Origin of the sequence: uncultured Wocania sp. (genome assembly GCF_964021735.1) — a bacterium.
Classification (GTDB): Bacteria; Bacteroidota; Bacteroidia; order Flavobacteriales; family Flavobacteriaceae; genus Wocania_A.
In genome coordinates, this window is record NZ_CAXIBN010000077.1 from 1 (window position 1) to 14895 (window position 14895).

At 32.0% G+C, this 14895-nt stretch carries 15 protein-coding genes; 5 read left to right on the forward strand and 10 right to left on the reverse strand.

The genetic code is table 11. The features are described 5' to 3' along the window. The first annotated feature begins 52 nt into the window (after positions 1-52). Genes mutL through AADI82_RS08430 form a run of 3 tightly spaced genes read left to right on the forward strand, consistent with a single transcriptional unit; the run spans position 53 to position 3598 of the window. A complete protein-coding gene (gene mutL / locus AADI82_RS08420) occupies positions 53-1903 on the forward strand; it encodes a DNA mismatch repair endonuclease MutL (protein WP_341216015.1) in 1851 nt (616 codons plus the stop codon). A 2-nt stretch (positions 1904-1905) separates the two neighbouring features. Then, entirely contained in the window at positions 1906-2748 is an 843-nt protein-coding gene (locus AADI82_RS08425; RefSeq protein WP_341216001.1) for a rhomboid family intramembrane serine protease, read from the forward strand. Between the two features lies 1 nt (position 2749). After that, positions 2750-3598, forward strand: coding sequence for a rhomboid family intramembrane serine protease (locus AADI82_RS08430; protein WP_341216002.1), 849 nt, complete (start codon positions 2750-2752; stop codon positions 3596-3598). 62 nt (positions 3599-3660) lie between these two features. On the opposite strand, the gene AADI82_RS08435 is transcribed toward AADI82_RS08430, so the two are convergent. Next, positions 3661-3813, reverse strand: a complete 153-nt coding sequence (locus AADI82_RS08435; RefSeq protein WP_341216003.1) for a hypothetical protein — start codon at positions 3811-3813, stop codon at positions 3661-3663. A 121-nt stretch (positions 3814-3934) separates the two neighbouring features. On the opposite strand from AADI82_RS08435, the gene AADI82_RS08440 reads away from it, so the two are divergent. Continuing rightward, the gene (locus AADI82_RS08440) at positions 3935-4651 is read left to right on the forward strand and encodes an endonuclease/exonuclease/phosphatase family protein (protein ID WP_341216004.1); all 717 of its coding nucleotides are present in this window, start codon (positions 3935-3937) and stop codon (positions 4649-4651) included. Positions 4652-4721: 70 nt separating this feature from the next. Here the strand turns inward: AADI82_RS08440 and AADI82_RS08445 are convergent, their stop codons facing one another. The 8 genes from AADI82_RS08445 to AADI82_RS08480 form a co-directional block, all read right to left on the reverse strand. Beyond that, positions 4722-5030: a DUF6122 family protein gene (locus tag AADI82_RS08445; protein ID WP_341216005.1), complete on the reverse strand. Its 309-nt coding sequence runs from the start codon at positions 5028-5030 to the stop codon at positions 4722-4724. After that, complete coding sequence (locus tag AADI82_RS08450; protein WP_341216006.1) at positions 5030-5653, reverse strand: WbqC family protein; 624 nt, start codon at positions 5651-5653, stop codon at positions 5030-5032. Before AADI82_RS08450 ends, AADI82_RS08445 begins: the two co-directional genes overlap by 1 nt. Before the next feature lie 12 nt (positions 5654-5665). Further along, on the reverse strand, positions 5666-6028 hold the full coding sequence (locus AADI82_RS08455) for a four helix bundle protein (protein WP_341216007.1): 363 nt from the start codon (positions 6026-6028) through the stop codon (positions 5666-5668). A gap of 39 nt (positions 6029-6067) precedes the next feature. Further along, on the reverse strand, positions 6068-7648 hold the full coding sequence (gene lepB / locus AADI82_RS08460) for a signal peptidase I (RefSeq protein WP_341216008.1): 1581 nt from the start codon (positions 7646-7648) through the stop codon (positions 6068-6070). A gap of 95 nt (positions 7649-7743) precedes the next feature. Further along, the gene (dapB, locus tag AADI82_RS08465; RefSeq protein ID WP_341216009.1) at positions 7744-8448 is read right to left on the reverse strand and encodes a 4-hydroxy-tetrahydrodipicolinate reductase; all 705 of its coding nucleotides are present in this window, start codon (positions 8446-8448) and stop codon (positions 7744-7746) included. 32 nt (positions 8449-8480) lie between these two features. Further along, positions 8481-9104, reverse strand: coding sequence for a DUF5683 domain-containing protein (locus tag AADI82_RS08470; RefSeq protein ID WP_341216010.1), 624 nt, complete (start codon positions 9102-9104; stop codon positions 8481-8483). After that, positions 9094-10005 carry a ParB/RepB/Spo0J family partition protein gene (locus AADI82_RS08475; RefSeq protein WP_341216011.1) on the reverse strand — a complete coding sequence of 304 codons (912 nt, stop codon included), beginning with the start codon at positions 10003-10005 and terminating at the stop codon, positions 9094-9096. Before AADI82_RS08475 ends, AADI82_RS08470 begins: the two co-directional genes overlap by 11 nt. Positions 10006-10008: 3 nt before the next feature. Continuing rightward, positions 10009-10773, reverse strand: coding sequence for an AAA family ATPase (locus AADI82_RS08480; RefSeq protein WP_341216012.1), 765 nt, complete (start codon positions 10771-10773; stop codon positions 10009-10011). A gap of 176 nt (positions 10774-10949) precedes the next feature. On the opposite strand from AADI82_RS08480, the gene AADI82_RS08485 reads away from it, so the two are divergent. Beyond that, positions 10950-13718, forward strand: coding sequence for a pitrilysin family protein (locus AADI82_RS08485; RefSeq protein WP_341216013.1), 2769 nt, complete (start codon positions 10950-10952; stop codon positions 13716-13718). Positions 13719-13771: 53 nt separating this feature from the next. Here the strand turns inward: AADI82_RS08485 and AADI82_RS08490 are convergent. Then, positions 13772-14895, reverse strand: a 1124-nt coding sequence (locus AADI82_RS08490; protein ID WP_341216014.1) for a histidinol-phosphatase, incomplete at its 5' end; no start/stop codon positions are given.

The window sequence follows — 14895 nt, forward strand, 5'->3', positions numbered from 1 at the left end:
TTCCTTTTTATTATCGATTTCGATTTATCTATTTTCTTTTCTAAATAAATACATGGCAGACATTATTCAACTTTTACCAGACCACGTTGCTAATCAAATAGCTGCTGGAGAAGTTGTACAACGACCAGCTTCGGTAGTTAAAGAGTTATTGGAAAATGCTATTGATGCAGGAGCAAATACAATTAAACTTATTATAAAAGATGCTGGTAAAACCCTTATTCAAGTTATTGACGACGGTAAAGGGATGAGTACTACCGATGCACGATTGAGTTTCGAGCGACACGCCACATCTAAAATTAGAACAGCCGACGATTTATTTCAGCTGCACACCAAAGGCTTTCGTGGCGAAGCTTTAGCAAGTATTGCTGCTATTGCTCATGTTGAGTTAAAAACTAAACAGGAGCAAGACGATGTTGGAAGTACTATTGTTATTGAAGGGAGTAATGTAACATCGCAAGAGGTAGTGGTAACCCCAAAAGGCACATCAATTTCTGTAAAAAATCTGTTTTTTAATATTCCTGCACGGCGTAATTTTTTAAAGTCAAATACCGTTGAATTACGCCATATTATTGATGAGTTTCATCGTGTGGCATTAGCACACCCAAATATTAGTTTTGCTTTTTATAATAACGGAAGCGAAACGTTTAATTTACCAATTAGTAATTACAGACAGCGTATAGTAAACATTTTCGGAAATAAAACCAATGAGAAATTAGTGCCTGTCGAAGAAGATACCGAAGTGCTGAAAATTTCAGGATTTGTTGGTAAACCCGAGTACGCTAAAAAAACAAGAGGTGAGCAGTATTTTTTTGTAAATGATCGGTTTATAAAAAGTGCGTATTTAAATCACGCTATTGCATCAGCGTTTGATGGTTTGCTAAAAAATGGAACACATCCCAGTTATTTTTTAAATTTAACGGTTGATCCACAAACTATCGATATTAATATTCATCCCACAAAAACCGAGATAAAGTTTGATGATGAACATACACTTTATGCTTTATTACGCTCGGCAGTAAAACATAGTTTAGGGCAATTTAATATTGCACCTGTTCTTGATTTTGAAAGAGATTCAAACCTCGATACACCCTATAATTATAATAAAACAGATACAAATACACCAACGATTGAAGTCGATAGAAGCTTTAATCCATTTCAAGAAGAAACACAATCTAAAGCTAGAGCAGTGGCTTACAAAAAAGAACCCGTTGCTAGTTGGGAAAATTTATATGTGGGATTAGAATCGAAAGGCACAAAAACACAACAAGATTTTAGTGAGGTTCATTTTGAGAGTGAAGAATCTACAGGCTCTATATTTAATGATGATAAGCAAGTCGATAAAATTCAAACCACGTATCAGCTACATAATAAATATATAGTAAGTACCATTAAATCTGGTATGTTAGTTATCGATCAACATCGTGCACACCAACGTGTTTTATACGAAGATTTTCTTAAAAATATGACTGTAAAAGAAGCAGTAAGTCAGCAATTATTATTTCCGCTTCAGCTTCATTTTTCGGTACAAGACATCGCAATAATAAATCAGCTAAAAGAAGATTTAGAACATACAGGTTTTATATTTTCTAACGTTAATAAAGAATCGGTTGAAATTATAGGTGTTCCTGTAAGTGTACCAGAAAGCGAGGTGTCTATTATTTTAGAACAGCTTATTAGCGATGTGGAAAACGAGGTACCCGATACGCATTTTAGTGCTACCGATTTATTAGCAAAATCGATGGCAAAAAGTTTAGCCATTAAAACAGGGCAATCGCTACAAAAAGATGAACAAGAACATTTGGTAAACCGTTTATTTGCTTGTAAAGAACCTAGCGTATCACCTACTAATAGAACAACATTTATAACGATGAGTGTTGATGAGTTAGATAAAAAATTTATATAAATATGATGAGAATTTCAGATACCGTTAAGCATTTAATAATCATTAATGTATTAATGTTTATAGGTACTTTATTTATTGGAAAAGGGATTTTATTTTATGACTTATTCGCGATGCATTTTCCAGCAAACGAAGCCTTTCAACCTTGGCAAATCATAACGCACATGTTTATGCATGGTGGCGCAGATTTAAACAATTTAAGCCTCATGCACATATTATTTAATATGTTCGCATTATGGATGTTTGGCACACCGGTTGAGCAGGTTTTAGGGAGTAAAAGGTTTTTGTTTATTTATATTTCTGCAGGATTGGGTGCGGTTGCTTTACAAGTAGGCTATTATTATTTTGATTATTATTCTGCATTAAGTGGCATTGCAGATTTGAATATGAATAGTGACATGATTAGTAAAATTATTTCTATTGATGCCAGTGAAGGTCAGTATATAAAAGGTGAAATATTAAGCAGACAAATGATGCCTATTTTGGCTGAATATAATTTTAATACAAATTTGATAAATGATGAAGCGTTCAAATCGTTGTTTGATATGAATGTTATTGCAAGAAATACTATGGTTGGTGCGTCTGGTTGTATTATGGGAATTCTTGCCGCATTTGGAATGATGAATCCTAATGCAGAATTAATGCTCATCTTTTTGCCCATTCCTATAAAAGCTAAGTACTTTATTCCAGGAATTATTTTATTGGATTTAATATCTGGGATTACAGGACAATCATTCTTCAGTCCAAGCAATACAGCACATTTCGCCCATGTTGGTGGCGCATTAACTGGCTTTTTAATTATGTGGTATTGGAAAAAAACACAGTTTAATAAAAACCGTTGGAATTAAAATGACTTCGCTCTCTCAAGACATAAAGCATAAATTATCTAATCTTAATGTATTAGAAAAAATTATAGCCATTAACGTTATTGTTTTTGCTATTGGATTAATTTTTAAAAGCGGATTTTCTTGGTTCGAACTACCAAGTGATTTTTCTGATTTTATTCTAAAACCGTGGTCAATTATTACTTATGCTTTTTTGCATGGTGATTTTTTCCACATCCTATTTAACATGCTTTGGCTCTATTTTATAGGGCGTATGTTTTTAAATTTATTTAGTGCTAAAATGGCGCTTAATATTTATTTTCTTGGTGCTATTTCTGGCGGATTATTATACATGCTTTGTTATACTTTATTTCCAAACATATTTGGCGCTAATTCAAGATTAGTTGGCGCATCTGCTGCTGTTAGAGCCTTATTAATTTTTATATGTGCCTATATGCCAAATCAAGAAGTACGCTTTTTTACGTTTAGCTTAAAGCTTTGGTATGTAGGTGTTGCTATTGTAGTTTTAGATATTTTGGGGTTATTTGGCCTTAATGCTGGTGGTAATTTAGCGCATTTGGGTGGCGCATTATTAGGGTATTATTACGCCAAACAATTACTAAAAGGAAAAGATATAGGTAAAGGTTTCGAGAAACTTATGGATGCTTTTGTAAGTCTATTTAAACCTTCAAAAAAATCACCTTTAAAAACGGTACACAAAAATAAAACTAAAGTTGGTGGTTATACTAAAGGCGAATTTAATCAGTTTAATAATCAGAAAAAAATAGATGTTATATTAGACAAGATTAGCAAAAGCGGTTATGATAGTTTAACTGCCAAAGAAAAGGAGTTTCTTTTTAAAGCAGGAAAGTAACTTCGATCATCAGTCATCAAGATTAACTCCATGAAAAAACTAAGTTTTATAAATAAAATTATTTACTTTATAAATGCAGTTTTTGCTATCCTTCTTTTGTTATCATATCTGTTGCCTTTTGCATCTCCTAAAACATTTTCGGTATTATCTGTTCTTAGTTTAGGCGTTGCTTTTTTAATTTTATGTAATGCTCTGTTTTTTTTATACTGGCTCATTAAACTTAAAAAGCAATTTATATTATCGTTTGTAGTACTTTTAATTGGCTATGTTTTTTTTGGATCGTTATATAAATTTTCATCTTCAAAACATATTGAAAATCCTAATAACTTTAAAGTAATGAATTATAACGTGAGGTTATTTAATCTTTATAATTGGATTCCTGAAGATAGTGTAGAAACTAGCATTGTTGATTTTATTAGAACCGAATCACCAGAAATTTTAAGTGTTCAAGAATATCATCCGCATAAAAACATAGATTTATCTTTTTTTAAATATAAATTTGAAAAGCTTTCTGGTAAAAAAACAAAGTACGGACAAGCCATTTTTTCGCAATATCCTATTATTAATTCTGGCTCTATTGAATTCCCTGAAACAGCTAACAATGCCATATTTGCTGATGTTGTAAAAGGAACGGATACGATAAGAATTTATAATATTCATTTAGAATCATTACGTATTAATACCAAAGCCGAAAGTCTTAAAAAAGAAAATTCCGAACGTCTTTTTAATAGAGTCGGTACTACGTTTAAAATGCAACAGTTTCAAACGGAATTATTTTTAATGCATAAAAAGCAATGCCCATACAAAATGATAATCTGTGGCGATTTTAATAACACTGCATTTTCGTATGTATATAGAAAAATTAAGGGTAATTTGAATGATGCTTTTATTGAAGGAGGCAATGGTTTCGGACGAACTTACGATTTTAAATTTTTTCCTATAAGAATCGATTTTGTTTTAACCGATGATGCTTTTTTAGTTAATGGATTTAAAGCTTATAACGCCCATTATTCTGATCATTATCCGATAATGGCTACTCTGAGTTTAGAGTAATTGCGTTATTACAAAGGAGGGACTAAAGCCTGTATTGAGCTTAGTCAAAATATGGCAATACTGCTTATTTTCACATAAAACTACAATCAACAGCATCTGCTATAATGTGAATTACCAACCCAAAAGCTACTAATCTGGATTTTTTAGGAATTAAAAGAAATAGATAAAACAAAATTGCAAAATAGGAGTGAAGCGGATGAAAGCCTATACTGCATCTATTTGGGTCAAAAACGGGGTTCGCTAATAAATGATCTAAATCTATTAGCATACCAGAAATCATGATTAAAAAAGCAAATTTCCAATTCGGTTTATACCAAATTAAAGCTACAAAAAGCGGAATTAAAAAATGACATCCATAATGTGCAAATGTTTGTAACATTATAGTGGTGTTAAGGTTTGAGATTCTAAATAATTTGAGGCATTTGGACCTTCATTAAATAACAAGTCTAAAATACTCAAATTAGGAATAAAACCGTGCTTATTGCTAAATACTTGCGTGTAAGTTTCAAATGGTTGAATTTGTTCTTTTTTAACATTTACTAAGTATCTAAAATCTGTTTTATTTTCAATCGTTTTCTGGAAAACTTCAGTTTTAGAAGTGTTTAATTCTAATTGTAAACACTCACAAATAACCTCAAAACATGTCATGTTAAAATCTAAAATATAATCTGATTTTAATTCAAATAAAGGCTGAAGTTCATCTTCATAATATTCAAAAAAAGGAGACGTTCTGTAAGCTGAAAGTAATGATTTCCAATGAAGACTTTGCCATTTTTCTTTATTAAAAATTTTAACGTCCTTATATTTTTGACGATTTTTTTGAGTATAAATTACAGGAATATTTAAAGCTAATTTTCCGTTAGCACCATAAATATAAGTGCGATTTCTGTAAGTTTGTTTTACAAAATTATCGTCAACTTCAAACATAGCACTTTCAGCTTTTACCATAGCAACAAAATGCACAATGTTAGGGAAATATGTTGGATGGATTATAATGTTCATTTGTGGATGCGTTTATTTGTTTATTTGATAGTTTCGTAACGCATTCAACTTATTAGTTATACTTTCAATTTGTTCTCTTAAATTTTTATATTCTTTTGAATTGATGAACTCCAATTCGTGTGCAATAATAATTTGGTTTAAAACTTCTACAGCGGAACTAAATGCCATAATTGTAAAATGAGCTTTGTCTTTACTCGTTTTTCTTGCAGATCCTTCTGCTATATTTGAGCAAACTGAAACTGAAGCTCTTCTTAATTGAGAAGTTAAACCAAACTTTTCGCCAGAAGGAAATTTTTTAGTGATTAGATACATGTCTTTAGTGAGTTTTTTAGACTCAATCCATACCTCTAGTTTTTCAAAGCTATATGTGAACATCTTTTTTAATATCAGATAACCAAATAAACAAAAAACAAATCAACTTTTCTTCTTGCGTGCTCTCCACTTATTAAATCCAATATACCCAAATAAGAAAATTAAAAAAGGAATAAAATAAGACGTTGCTTTTCCAGTACCGCTAACAGTAGTAAAAAAGCGTTCCCAGCGCGGATTTTTAATACCGTCCCAGCTCATCCAAATAAACACAGGTTTGCCTAAAACATGATCGAAAGGGACAAACCCCCAACGTCTGGCATCTATAGAGTTATGGCGATTATCACCCATCATCCAGTAATAGTTTTGTTTAAAAGTATACGTGTCTGCAACTTTACCATTTATAAAAATTTGATTGCCTTTTACTTGTAATGTGTTGCCTTCGTATTCTGTAATTACGCGTTTATAAAGTGGTAAAACTTCTAAATTAATATCGATGGTTTTACCTTCTTCTGGAATGTAAAGTGGTCCAAAAAAATCAACATTCCAATTGTAATTCGGATCATGTGGAAAAATATCAGAGTCTCTTTCTCCTTTTACTTGTTTATTTGGTGTAATGCTAGCAACATTTGGATGATCTTTAAATTTAGCTAATGCTTCATCAGAAATGGCTGAAAAGTAATAAGTGTTCTGCTGGTTTGCTATACCAAATCTATCAGTAATATCGTATCGTTCTTTAAGGTATTTGGCATTAAACTGATTAGTTTTTGGCTGTACATAATAGCTAAACTGTAAATGTGCCCTATCAGGTAATACATTTTTTTCTCCATTTATGTATACATAACCATCACGAATTTCTAAAGAATCACCAGCAATAGCAACGCAGCGTTTCACCAAATTTGTTTTTTTATCAATAGGTTTATAATAGTTTCTGTCTGGAGTGAAATCATCCATATTTCGAAGTGTGTCTGCAGGTTGATTAAAAACAACAATCTCGTTTCTATCAATTTTCTCAAATCCTGGTAATCGTAAATATGGTAATTGTAATTTATTTATCCACGATGTTTTTCTTTCTTCAAAATGATCGTTAAATAAATACGATTTCTTATTTAAAACAGGAATGGTATCGTGTACCATAGGAGCTCCAACAGTCGTCATAGGTATTCTTGCACCGTAATGAAACTTGCTAACAAATAAGAAGTCGCCAACTAATAATGATTTCTCTAAAGATGACGATGGAATAGTAAAGGGTTGAATAAAATAAGTATGTACAATGGTTGCTGCAACAATAGCAAATAAAATAGAACTTGTCCATTCGCCAGAACCAGATTTTGGTTGTAAATCTCTATCTTTTATATAGGTAACATCTGCAACATAATTTAAATAGAAGTTATAAAATCCAAGAGTTACAATGGCTAAAAAGGTGTCGAGGTATGTGTTTTTTCCAAAGCTTCTTGCGGTTTCTACCCATACTACCATTAACATAATGAGATTTACAATGGGTAAGAATAATAGAATAATCCACCACCAAGGGCGATTTATTATTTTCATTAAAATAACACCATTATAAACAGGAACGAAGGCTTCCCAGGCTTGTCTGCCTGCTTTAATGTATAGTTTCCAAGTGCCTAAACCGTGAATTACTTGAATAATCAAGATGAATATAAACCATTGCGTTAGCGTCATAACTTATTTTATTGATAATTGTCTAATGACAATTGATTTGTTTTATTGATTTGTTTGTTGCAAATTATATTATGCTGTTACATATAAGTTAAACATTAACCTATATTTAACACGTCGTTCATAGTGAAAACACCTGTTTTACCCACAATCCATTCTGCTGCAACTACAGCTCCTAAAGCAAAACCTTGTCGGTTGTGTGCTACGTGTTCTATAGATATAGAGTCTACTTCACTCTCATAACTTACGGTATGTGTTCCTGGCACATTTTCAATACGTTTTGCTGTAATTGGAATGACTTTTTCTCCGTTTTCATCTAACTTCCAGTTATCGAATCCTTCATGTTGAGAAATAATACCATCTGCTAAAGATATCGCTGTTCCGCTTGGTGCATCTAATTTTTGAGTGTGATGAATTTCTTCCATCGAAACGTTATATTGTTTTAACGCGCTCATCATTTTTGCAAGTGTTTTATTCAACTCAAAAAAAATATTAACACCTAAACTGTAGTTTGATGCATAAATAAAAGCACCCTCTTTTTCTTTACATAGATTTAGAGCATCATCATACTTATCTAACCAACCTGTTGTTCCAGAAATAACAGGTACGTTGTTGTTTAAACAATTGGAAATGTTATTGAAAGCAACATCAGGAATACTAAAATCTATGGCAACATCGGCTTTTTTAATATCGTAGTCTGTATCATCTTTATCAACCGTTAAAACAATATTATGCCCACGTTTAATGGCAATTTGCTCTATGGTTTTCCCCATTCTTCCATATCCGAGTAAAGCTATTTTCATATTGTATTGATTGTTTAATGCCTATTATGGGCTTAAAATTTAAAGTTTAAGGTTAACCCGAGATTGCTTGTAGCATCTCTTTTATTTATTTTATAATGTGGTGCTAATGTTAAGTTTTCATCTACATTATATTGTAGTAAATGAGCGTCGACATTGGCATCAATAATGTTTAAAATGTATATACCAGCGGTTACTAAAATAGAAACTTCTTTGTTTTTTCTGAATAATTTTTGAGCACGACGTAAACCATCATCAGTAACTCTAGGAGTTGGTAGTTGGTCGCCATTAACATCTAAATAAAATTCATCATTTGTAAAACCTGCTAATCTGCTTTTGTAAGCATCGCGGTATCGGTTGTATTCTTTGTTGTTGGTGGTATAAAAATAGATTCCAGTACCTAAAGCCGCATAAACTAGAGGGATTTTCCAATATTTTTTGTTGTAAGCTTGCCCTAAACCTGGTAAAATGGCTGAATAAAATGCCGCTTTTGCAGGTGTTAATGGGTTGATAGGGTTTTTGATTTTAATAATAGAATCTACAACAACTTCATTAGGTAGATCCCCTAGTTTTTTATCATCATCATCATTATTTTGAGCTAATAATGAAAAGCAACTTATAAGTAAAAATATTGTTGTTATTAAAATCTTATTTAGCACCTTGAACCAATTTTTTAATACGATTAAAATCTTCTTCAGAATGAAAAGGAATCGTTATTTTTCCTTTTCCATTTTTAGAGACTTTAACGTCAATTTTGTGTCCAAAGTATTCTGAAAATGCTGTAATTCCTTTTTTTATAAATTTTGGCACATCTTCATTATCTTCTTTTTTAAGAGGTATTTCTACATTTTCGTTACTATTAAAATCACGAACTAAACCTTCAGTTTCTCTAACCGATAATTTATTAGAGAGGATTTTTTCGTAAATATCTAGTTGAATCGATTGGTCTTCAATAGTAATTAAAGCGCGCCCGTGTCCCATAGAAATAAAACCATCACGCATACCTGTTTGGATAATAGGGTCTAATTTTAATAAACGTAAATAGTTAGCAATTGTGGAGCGTTTTTTACCAACACGCTCACTCATTTGTTCTTGCGTTAAATTAATTTCGTCAATTAAACGTTGGTATGATAAAGCAATTTCAATAGGATCTAAATCTTGGCGTTGAATATTTTCAACCAAAGCCATTTCTAACGATTCTTGATCGTTAGCTATTCTTACATAGGCTGGAATAGTTTCTAATTTTAATAATTTTGAAGCTCTAAAACGGCGTTCCCCAGATACTAATTGGTATTTGTTTAAACCTAATTTTCTTACTGTTATGGGTTGAATAATGCCTAATTCTTTTATAGAAGAGGCTAATTCTCGTAATGATTCTTCACTAAAATTTGTACGTGGTTGAAACGGATTGACTTCAATAAAATCTAAATCCAGCTCAACAATATTACCTATAACTTTGTCGGCATTTTTATCTTGAACAGATTGAATATCGTTACTCGGGTCTTTTAAAAGTGCCGATAAACCTCTGCCTAAAGCTTGTTTTTTAGTTGCTTTAGCCATAATTTAGGAATTTTTATTGATAATTTCTTTTGCCAAACTTAAGTAATTACTCGCACCTTTGCTACCTGCATCATAATTAATTATGCTCTCACCATAGCTTGGTGCCTCGCTTAATCGCACGTTGCGTTGTATAATGGTTTGGAACACCATATTGTTAAAGTGTTTTTGTACTTCTTCTACAACTTGGTTAGATAATCTTAAACGCGAATCGTACATGGTAAGTAACAAGCCTTCAATATCTAATTCTGGGTTGTGAATTTTTTGAACACTTTTAATGGTGTTTAAAAGTTTTCCTAAGCCTTCTAAAGCAAAATATTCGCATTGAATTGGAATAATTACAGCATCAGCAGCAGTAAGTGCGTTTAATGTTAGCAAACCCAAAGAAGGCGCACAGTCAATTAAAATATAGTCATAATCGTCTTTAATGTCAAGTAGGGCTTTTTTTAGCATGTACTCACGCTCATTTTTATCAACAAGTTCTATTTCAATAGCTACTAGGTCAATATGCGCAGGAATAATATCTAAGTTTGGTGTTTCGGTTTTTACTATAGCTTCTTTTGCAGAATTAGAATGCTCTAAAAGCTGATAGGTTCCTATATCCACAGATTCTACGTCAATTCCAATTCCAGAAGTTGCATTTGCCTGAGGGTCAGCATCAATAAGTAATACTTTTTTTTCTAGAACTCCAAGAGAAGCTGCTAAATTTATAGATGTTGTTGTTTTTCCAACACCACCTTTTTGGTTGGCAATTGCAATGATTTTACCCATTAATGATTTGGTTTTATTAAGCGTAAAAATACAATTATTTATGAGGAATAAAAACCGAACTTGTTAACATTCGATTAGCTACATTTTGTTGTGAGAAATCTCTATTTTTTTGTTAAATTTTTAACAAAAAAAGATAATTAGTTATCTTATATTTACAAAAACATCAAATAAATATTATGAAAAAAATTGATTATCTATTAAAAATTTCACTGTGTTTTATCTTATTAGTTTCGTTTTCAACAGCTGTTGAAGCTCAAATTAAAAAAACAGCAAGTGTTGAAGGTATTACAGAATATAAGCTAGATAACGGTATGAAAGTACTATTGTTTCCAGATAATTCTGCACAAACTATTACAGTAAATATAACCTATATGGTTGGTTCTCGACACGAAGGTTATGGAGAGAAAGGTATGGCTCACTTGTTAGAACACATGGTTTTTAAGGGCACGCCAAAGCATCCGGATATTCCTAAAGAGTTAACAGAAAGAGGTTCTAGACCAAACGGAACTACATGGTACGATAGAACAAATTACTACGAAACGTTTAATGCTACCGACGACAATTTAGATTGGGCTCTAGATTTAGAAGCAGATAGAATGGTAAATTCATACATCGCAAAAAAAGATCTAGAATCTGAATTTTCGGTGGTTAGAAATGAGTTTGAAAGTGGTGAAAATTCACCAACAGGAGTGCTAATGAAAAACGTTATTAGTGCTGCATTCTTATGGCATAATTATGGGCAATCTACAATAGGGAATCGCTCAGATATAGAACGTGTGCCTATTGAAAACTTACAAGCTTTTTATAAAAAGTATTACCGTCCTGATAACGCTATACTCATGGTTACAGGTAAGTTTGAAGCAGACAAAACTTTAGCTCTAATTGAGAAAAAGTTTGCTAGCATTAAAAACCCAGAAACACCATTAAGAGATGTTCCAACTATTGAGCCTGCTCAAGATGGTGAAAAGCGTGTTAATTTAAGTCGTGTAGGCGATTTGCAAGTTGTATCGGCATTATATCACACACCAGCTGGATCTCACGAAGATTATGCGGCATTGGCGGTTGTTGAAGAAGTTTTAACTGATCAGCCTTCAGGAAGGTTATACAAAGCTTTAGTTGATGGTAAAAAAGCCTCTAGTCTTTGGTCTTTTTCTCCGTTTACAAAAGAGCCATCGTTTTTGTATATAAACGTTGATGTACCTTCTGATAAGTCTTTAGCTGAGGCAGAAAGCACCTTACTTTCTGTATTAGATGGTTTAAAAGAGAAACCAGTTACCGAAGAGGAAGTTAAACGTGCTAAAGCTAATTTGTTAAAGCAGATAGATCAGATAAGTAGAAATTCTGCTTATTTGGGAACTTATATGAGTGAGTTTATTGGTGCTGGCGATTGGAGATTAGCCTTTATAACAAGGGATAGAATTGAAAACATGACTGCCGAAAAAGTGAATGCTGCAGCTCAACGTTACTTAATAAATACAAACAGAACGGTTGGAAATTTTATTCCAACCAAAACACCTATTCGTGTAGAAATTGAGCATACCGATGGGCTTGATGCTTTGGTTTCTAGTTATAAAGGAAAAGAAGGTTACGGAGCAGGAGAAGCGTTTGATGTATCTTACGAAAATATTCAAAACCGATTAGATTCTGGAACTTTAAATAAAACACCTATTGAGTATGGTTTTATTAAGAAAAATAATAGAGGTAAGTCTGTAACATTGTCGTTTACTATTAGAAATGGTAATGTGAATGATTTTATGAATAAAGGAAAAGTTGCTAGTTATACAGCAAGAATGCTTAACAAAGGCACACAGAACAACTCAAGACAAGATATTGAAGATAAATTGAGTGCCTTGAAATCGTCCGTAGGTTTTGGAGGATCAAATGGTCGTGTAAATGTATATGTTAGTTCTACCGAAGAAAACCTTATGGAAACTTTGGCTTTAATGACAGATATGTTGAAGAATCCTAAGTTTGACGCAGCAGAGTTAGAAAAACTTAAAACCCAAGAATTAGCTAGTATTGAAAAAAATAAAACAGAACCGCAGTTTTTAGCTCAAAAGAAATTAGGAGAACTAAATCAAAATTATAAAAAAGGACACCCACTTTATAAAACTAGTTTAGAAGAAGATATTGAAGCTATTAATGATGTTACAGTTAGTGCTATTCAAAACTATTACAACGAGTTTTATGGCATTTCAGATAATGCAACATTAATTGCAATAGGTAATATTAATGAGCAATCATTAAAAGATTATTTCGAAAAAGAATTTTCAGATTTTAAATCTAATAAGCCTTACACACCAATATCTGATAAATATATAGCGAGTAATGCAGCTAACGAAAAAATTAAAACTCCAGATAAAAAGAATGCTATTAGTATTGGTGTTTTAGCTTTTGAAGGTAGTCAAGTTGACGAAGATTATGCTGCGCTACAAGTTGCAGGATCAATTTTTGGTGGTGGATTTTTAAACTCAAGAATAGCTGGACGTTTACGTCAAAAAGATGGTGTTAGTTATGGTGCTGGAGGTTACGTAAATGCAGATGCAGATGATAAAGATAAAAAATCATCTATTTTGGTTTATGCTATTTATGCGCCAGAAAATGCAGCTAAAGTACAGAAAGGTTTTAGTGAAGAAATTGAACGTTTTATTGCAGATGGTATTACAGAAGATGAGCTTAAAGTTGCCGTTACAAGTTGGGTACAAGGGCAAAATGTATCAAGAGCTAAAGACAATGAATTATCTTCTACAATCAACAATAATTTATATTATGATAGAGATATGATGTTTTATAAAGATATTGAAGATCGTGTTACTAGTTTAACTGTTGATGATGTAAATAAAGTGATTAAAAAATACTTTAAAACCTTTGATAATTGGACGGTTGTAAATGCTGGAGATTTTGAAAAGTCACCAGAAATAAAAACGGACAAAAAAGTAGATTAAGAACTATCTTGATAACAAAAGAGCCAATTTATAGTTTTATAAATTGGCTCTTTTTATTCTGTATAAGTAACAGGTTGTGTCCAAGCATTTTCGTATAACAAATCCTCTACTGGATTTTTATGCAATTTAGATGAAGTTATTTTGCATCTTACATAAAGCATGTCTTTTGTTAGTTTAAAACTAACCTTGTTGCTTTCAAAGGAAGCAAATTCTTCAGGTTCACCTTGCCCTTTTTTACATCCAATAAATGATATTTCATAAGTCGTATTTTTATCTGCTTTAACTTCGACAGAAAGATTGTTGTTTTCGAATGTTAAATTTTTTAATTCTACACCAGTACTTGCATAAAACTCTCCAGTCTCCAAAGCGTTTATTAAAGATTTAGGATTCAATGAGTCTGCTTGCACCATAATCCAACCTCTACCAGCATTACTCCATTTACTACCTTTTTTATGATAATGGTGAGAATCATCAGTGGCAAGCCCGTACATTATAGGTTTATTATTTTCAATATAAGCTATGTTAATATAATCCCACATCATTTCTGTCGACATGTGGTCTGCATCACCAGAATTATTAACTGCTGGATGTCCATTGTAAACCTCAAAAAACTGTTCATTTTTTAAACCTATCATATCTTCAAGATCAATGGCATATCCAAAATTTGGGTGGTTAATATGAGCGATTATTGGAGTGCTGAATTCTTCTTTATGTTTTGCTACTTCATCTAAATTATTTTGCATCACTTCTAAAACACTATTGCCACCTTGAGGCTCTATTTTTCTTTTAACATTGGTAGCATTAATATGTATGGGTTTACCATTATAACTATCTGTTATTTCTTCAGATTGAATAATTAAAAACTTGCCTTTCTCTTCAAATTTAGGTTTATATTCTTCGTAGGTTTTTAGTTTAACTTGTGTTCTGTTTAATGAATCCTGTTTATGTTCAACCCAATCGGAACCATAAGTTTTCAGATAGTTTTTAAAAGCTTTTTGATAGATAGAGTCTTCAGAAATAGTTATCCATTTATCACCTTCAGCCAATATATTATGATCTGTTAAAGCTACAAACTGGTAATCGTTACTCTTGTACCAATTCATAATAATTTCAGGAAACTCGTCTCCATCGCTCCAATAAGAATGTGTGTGTAAATTACCTTTAAACCATTGTTTTT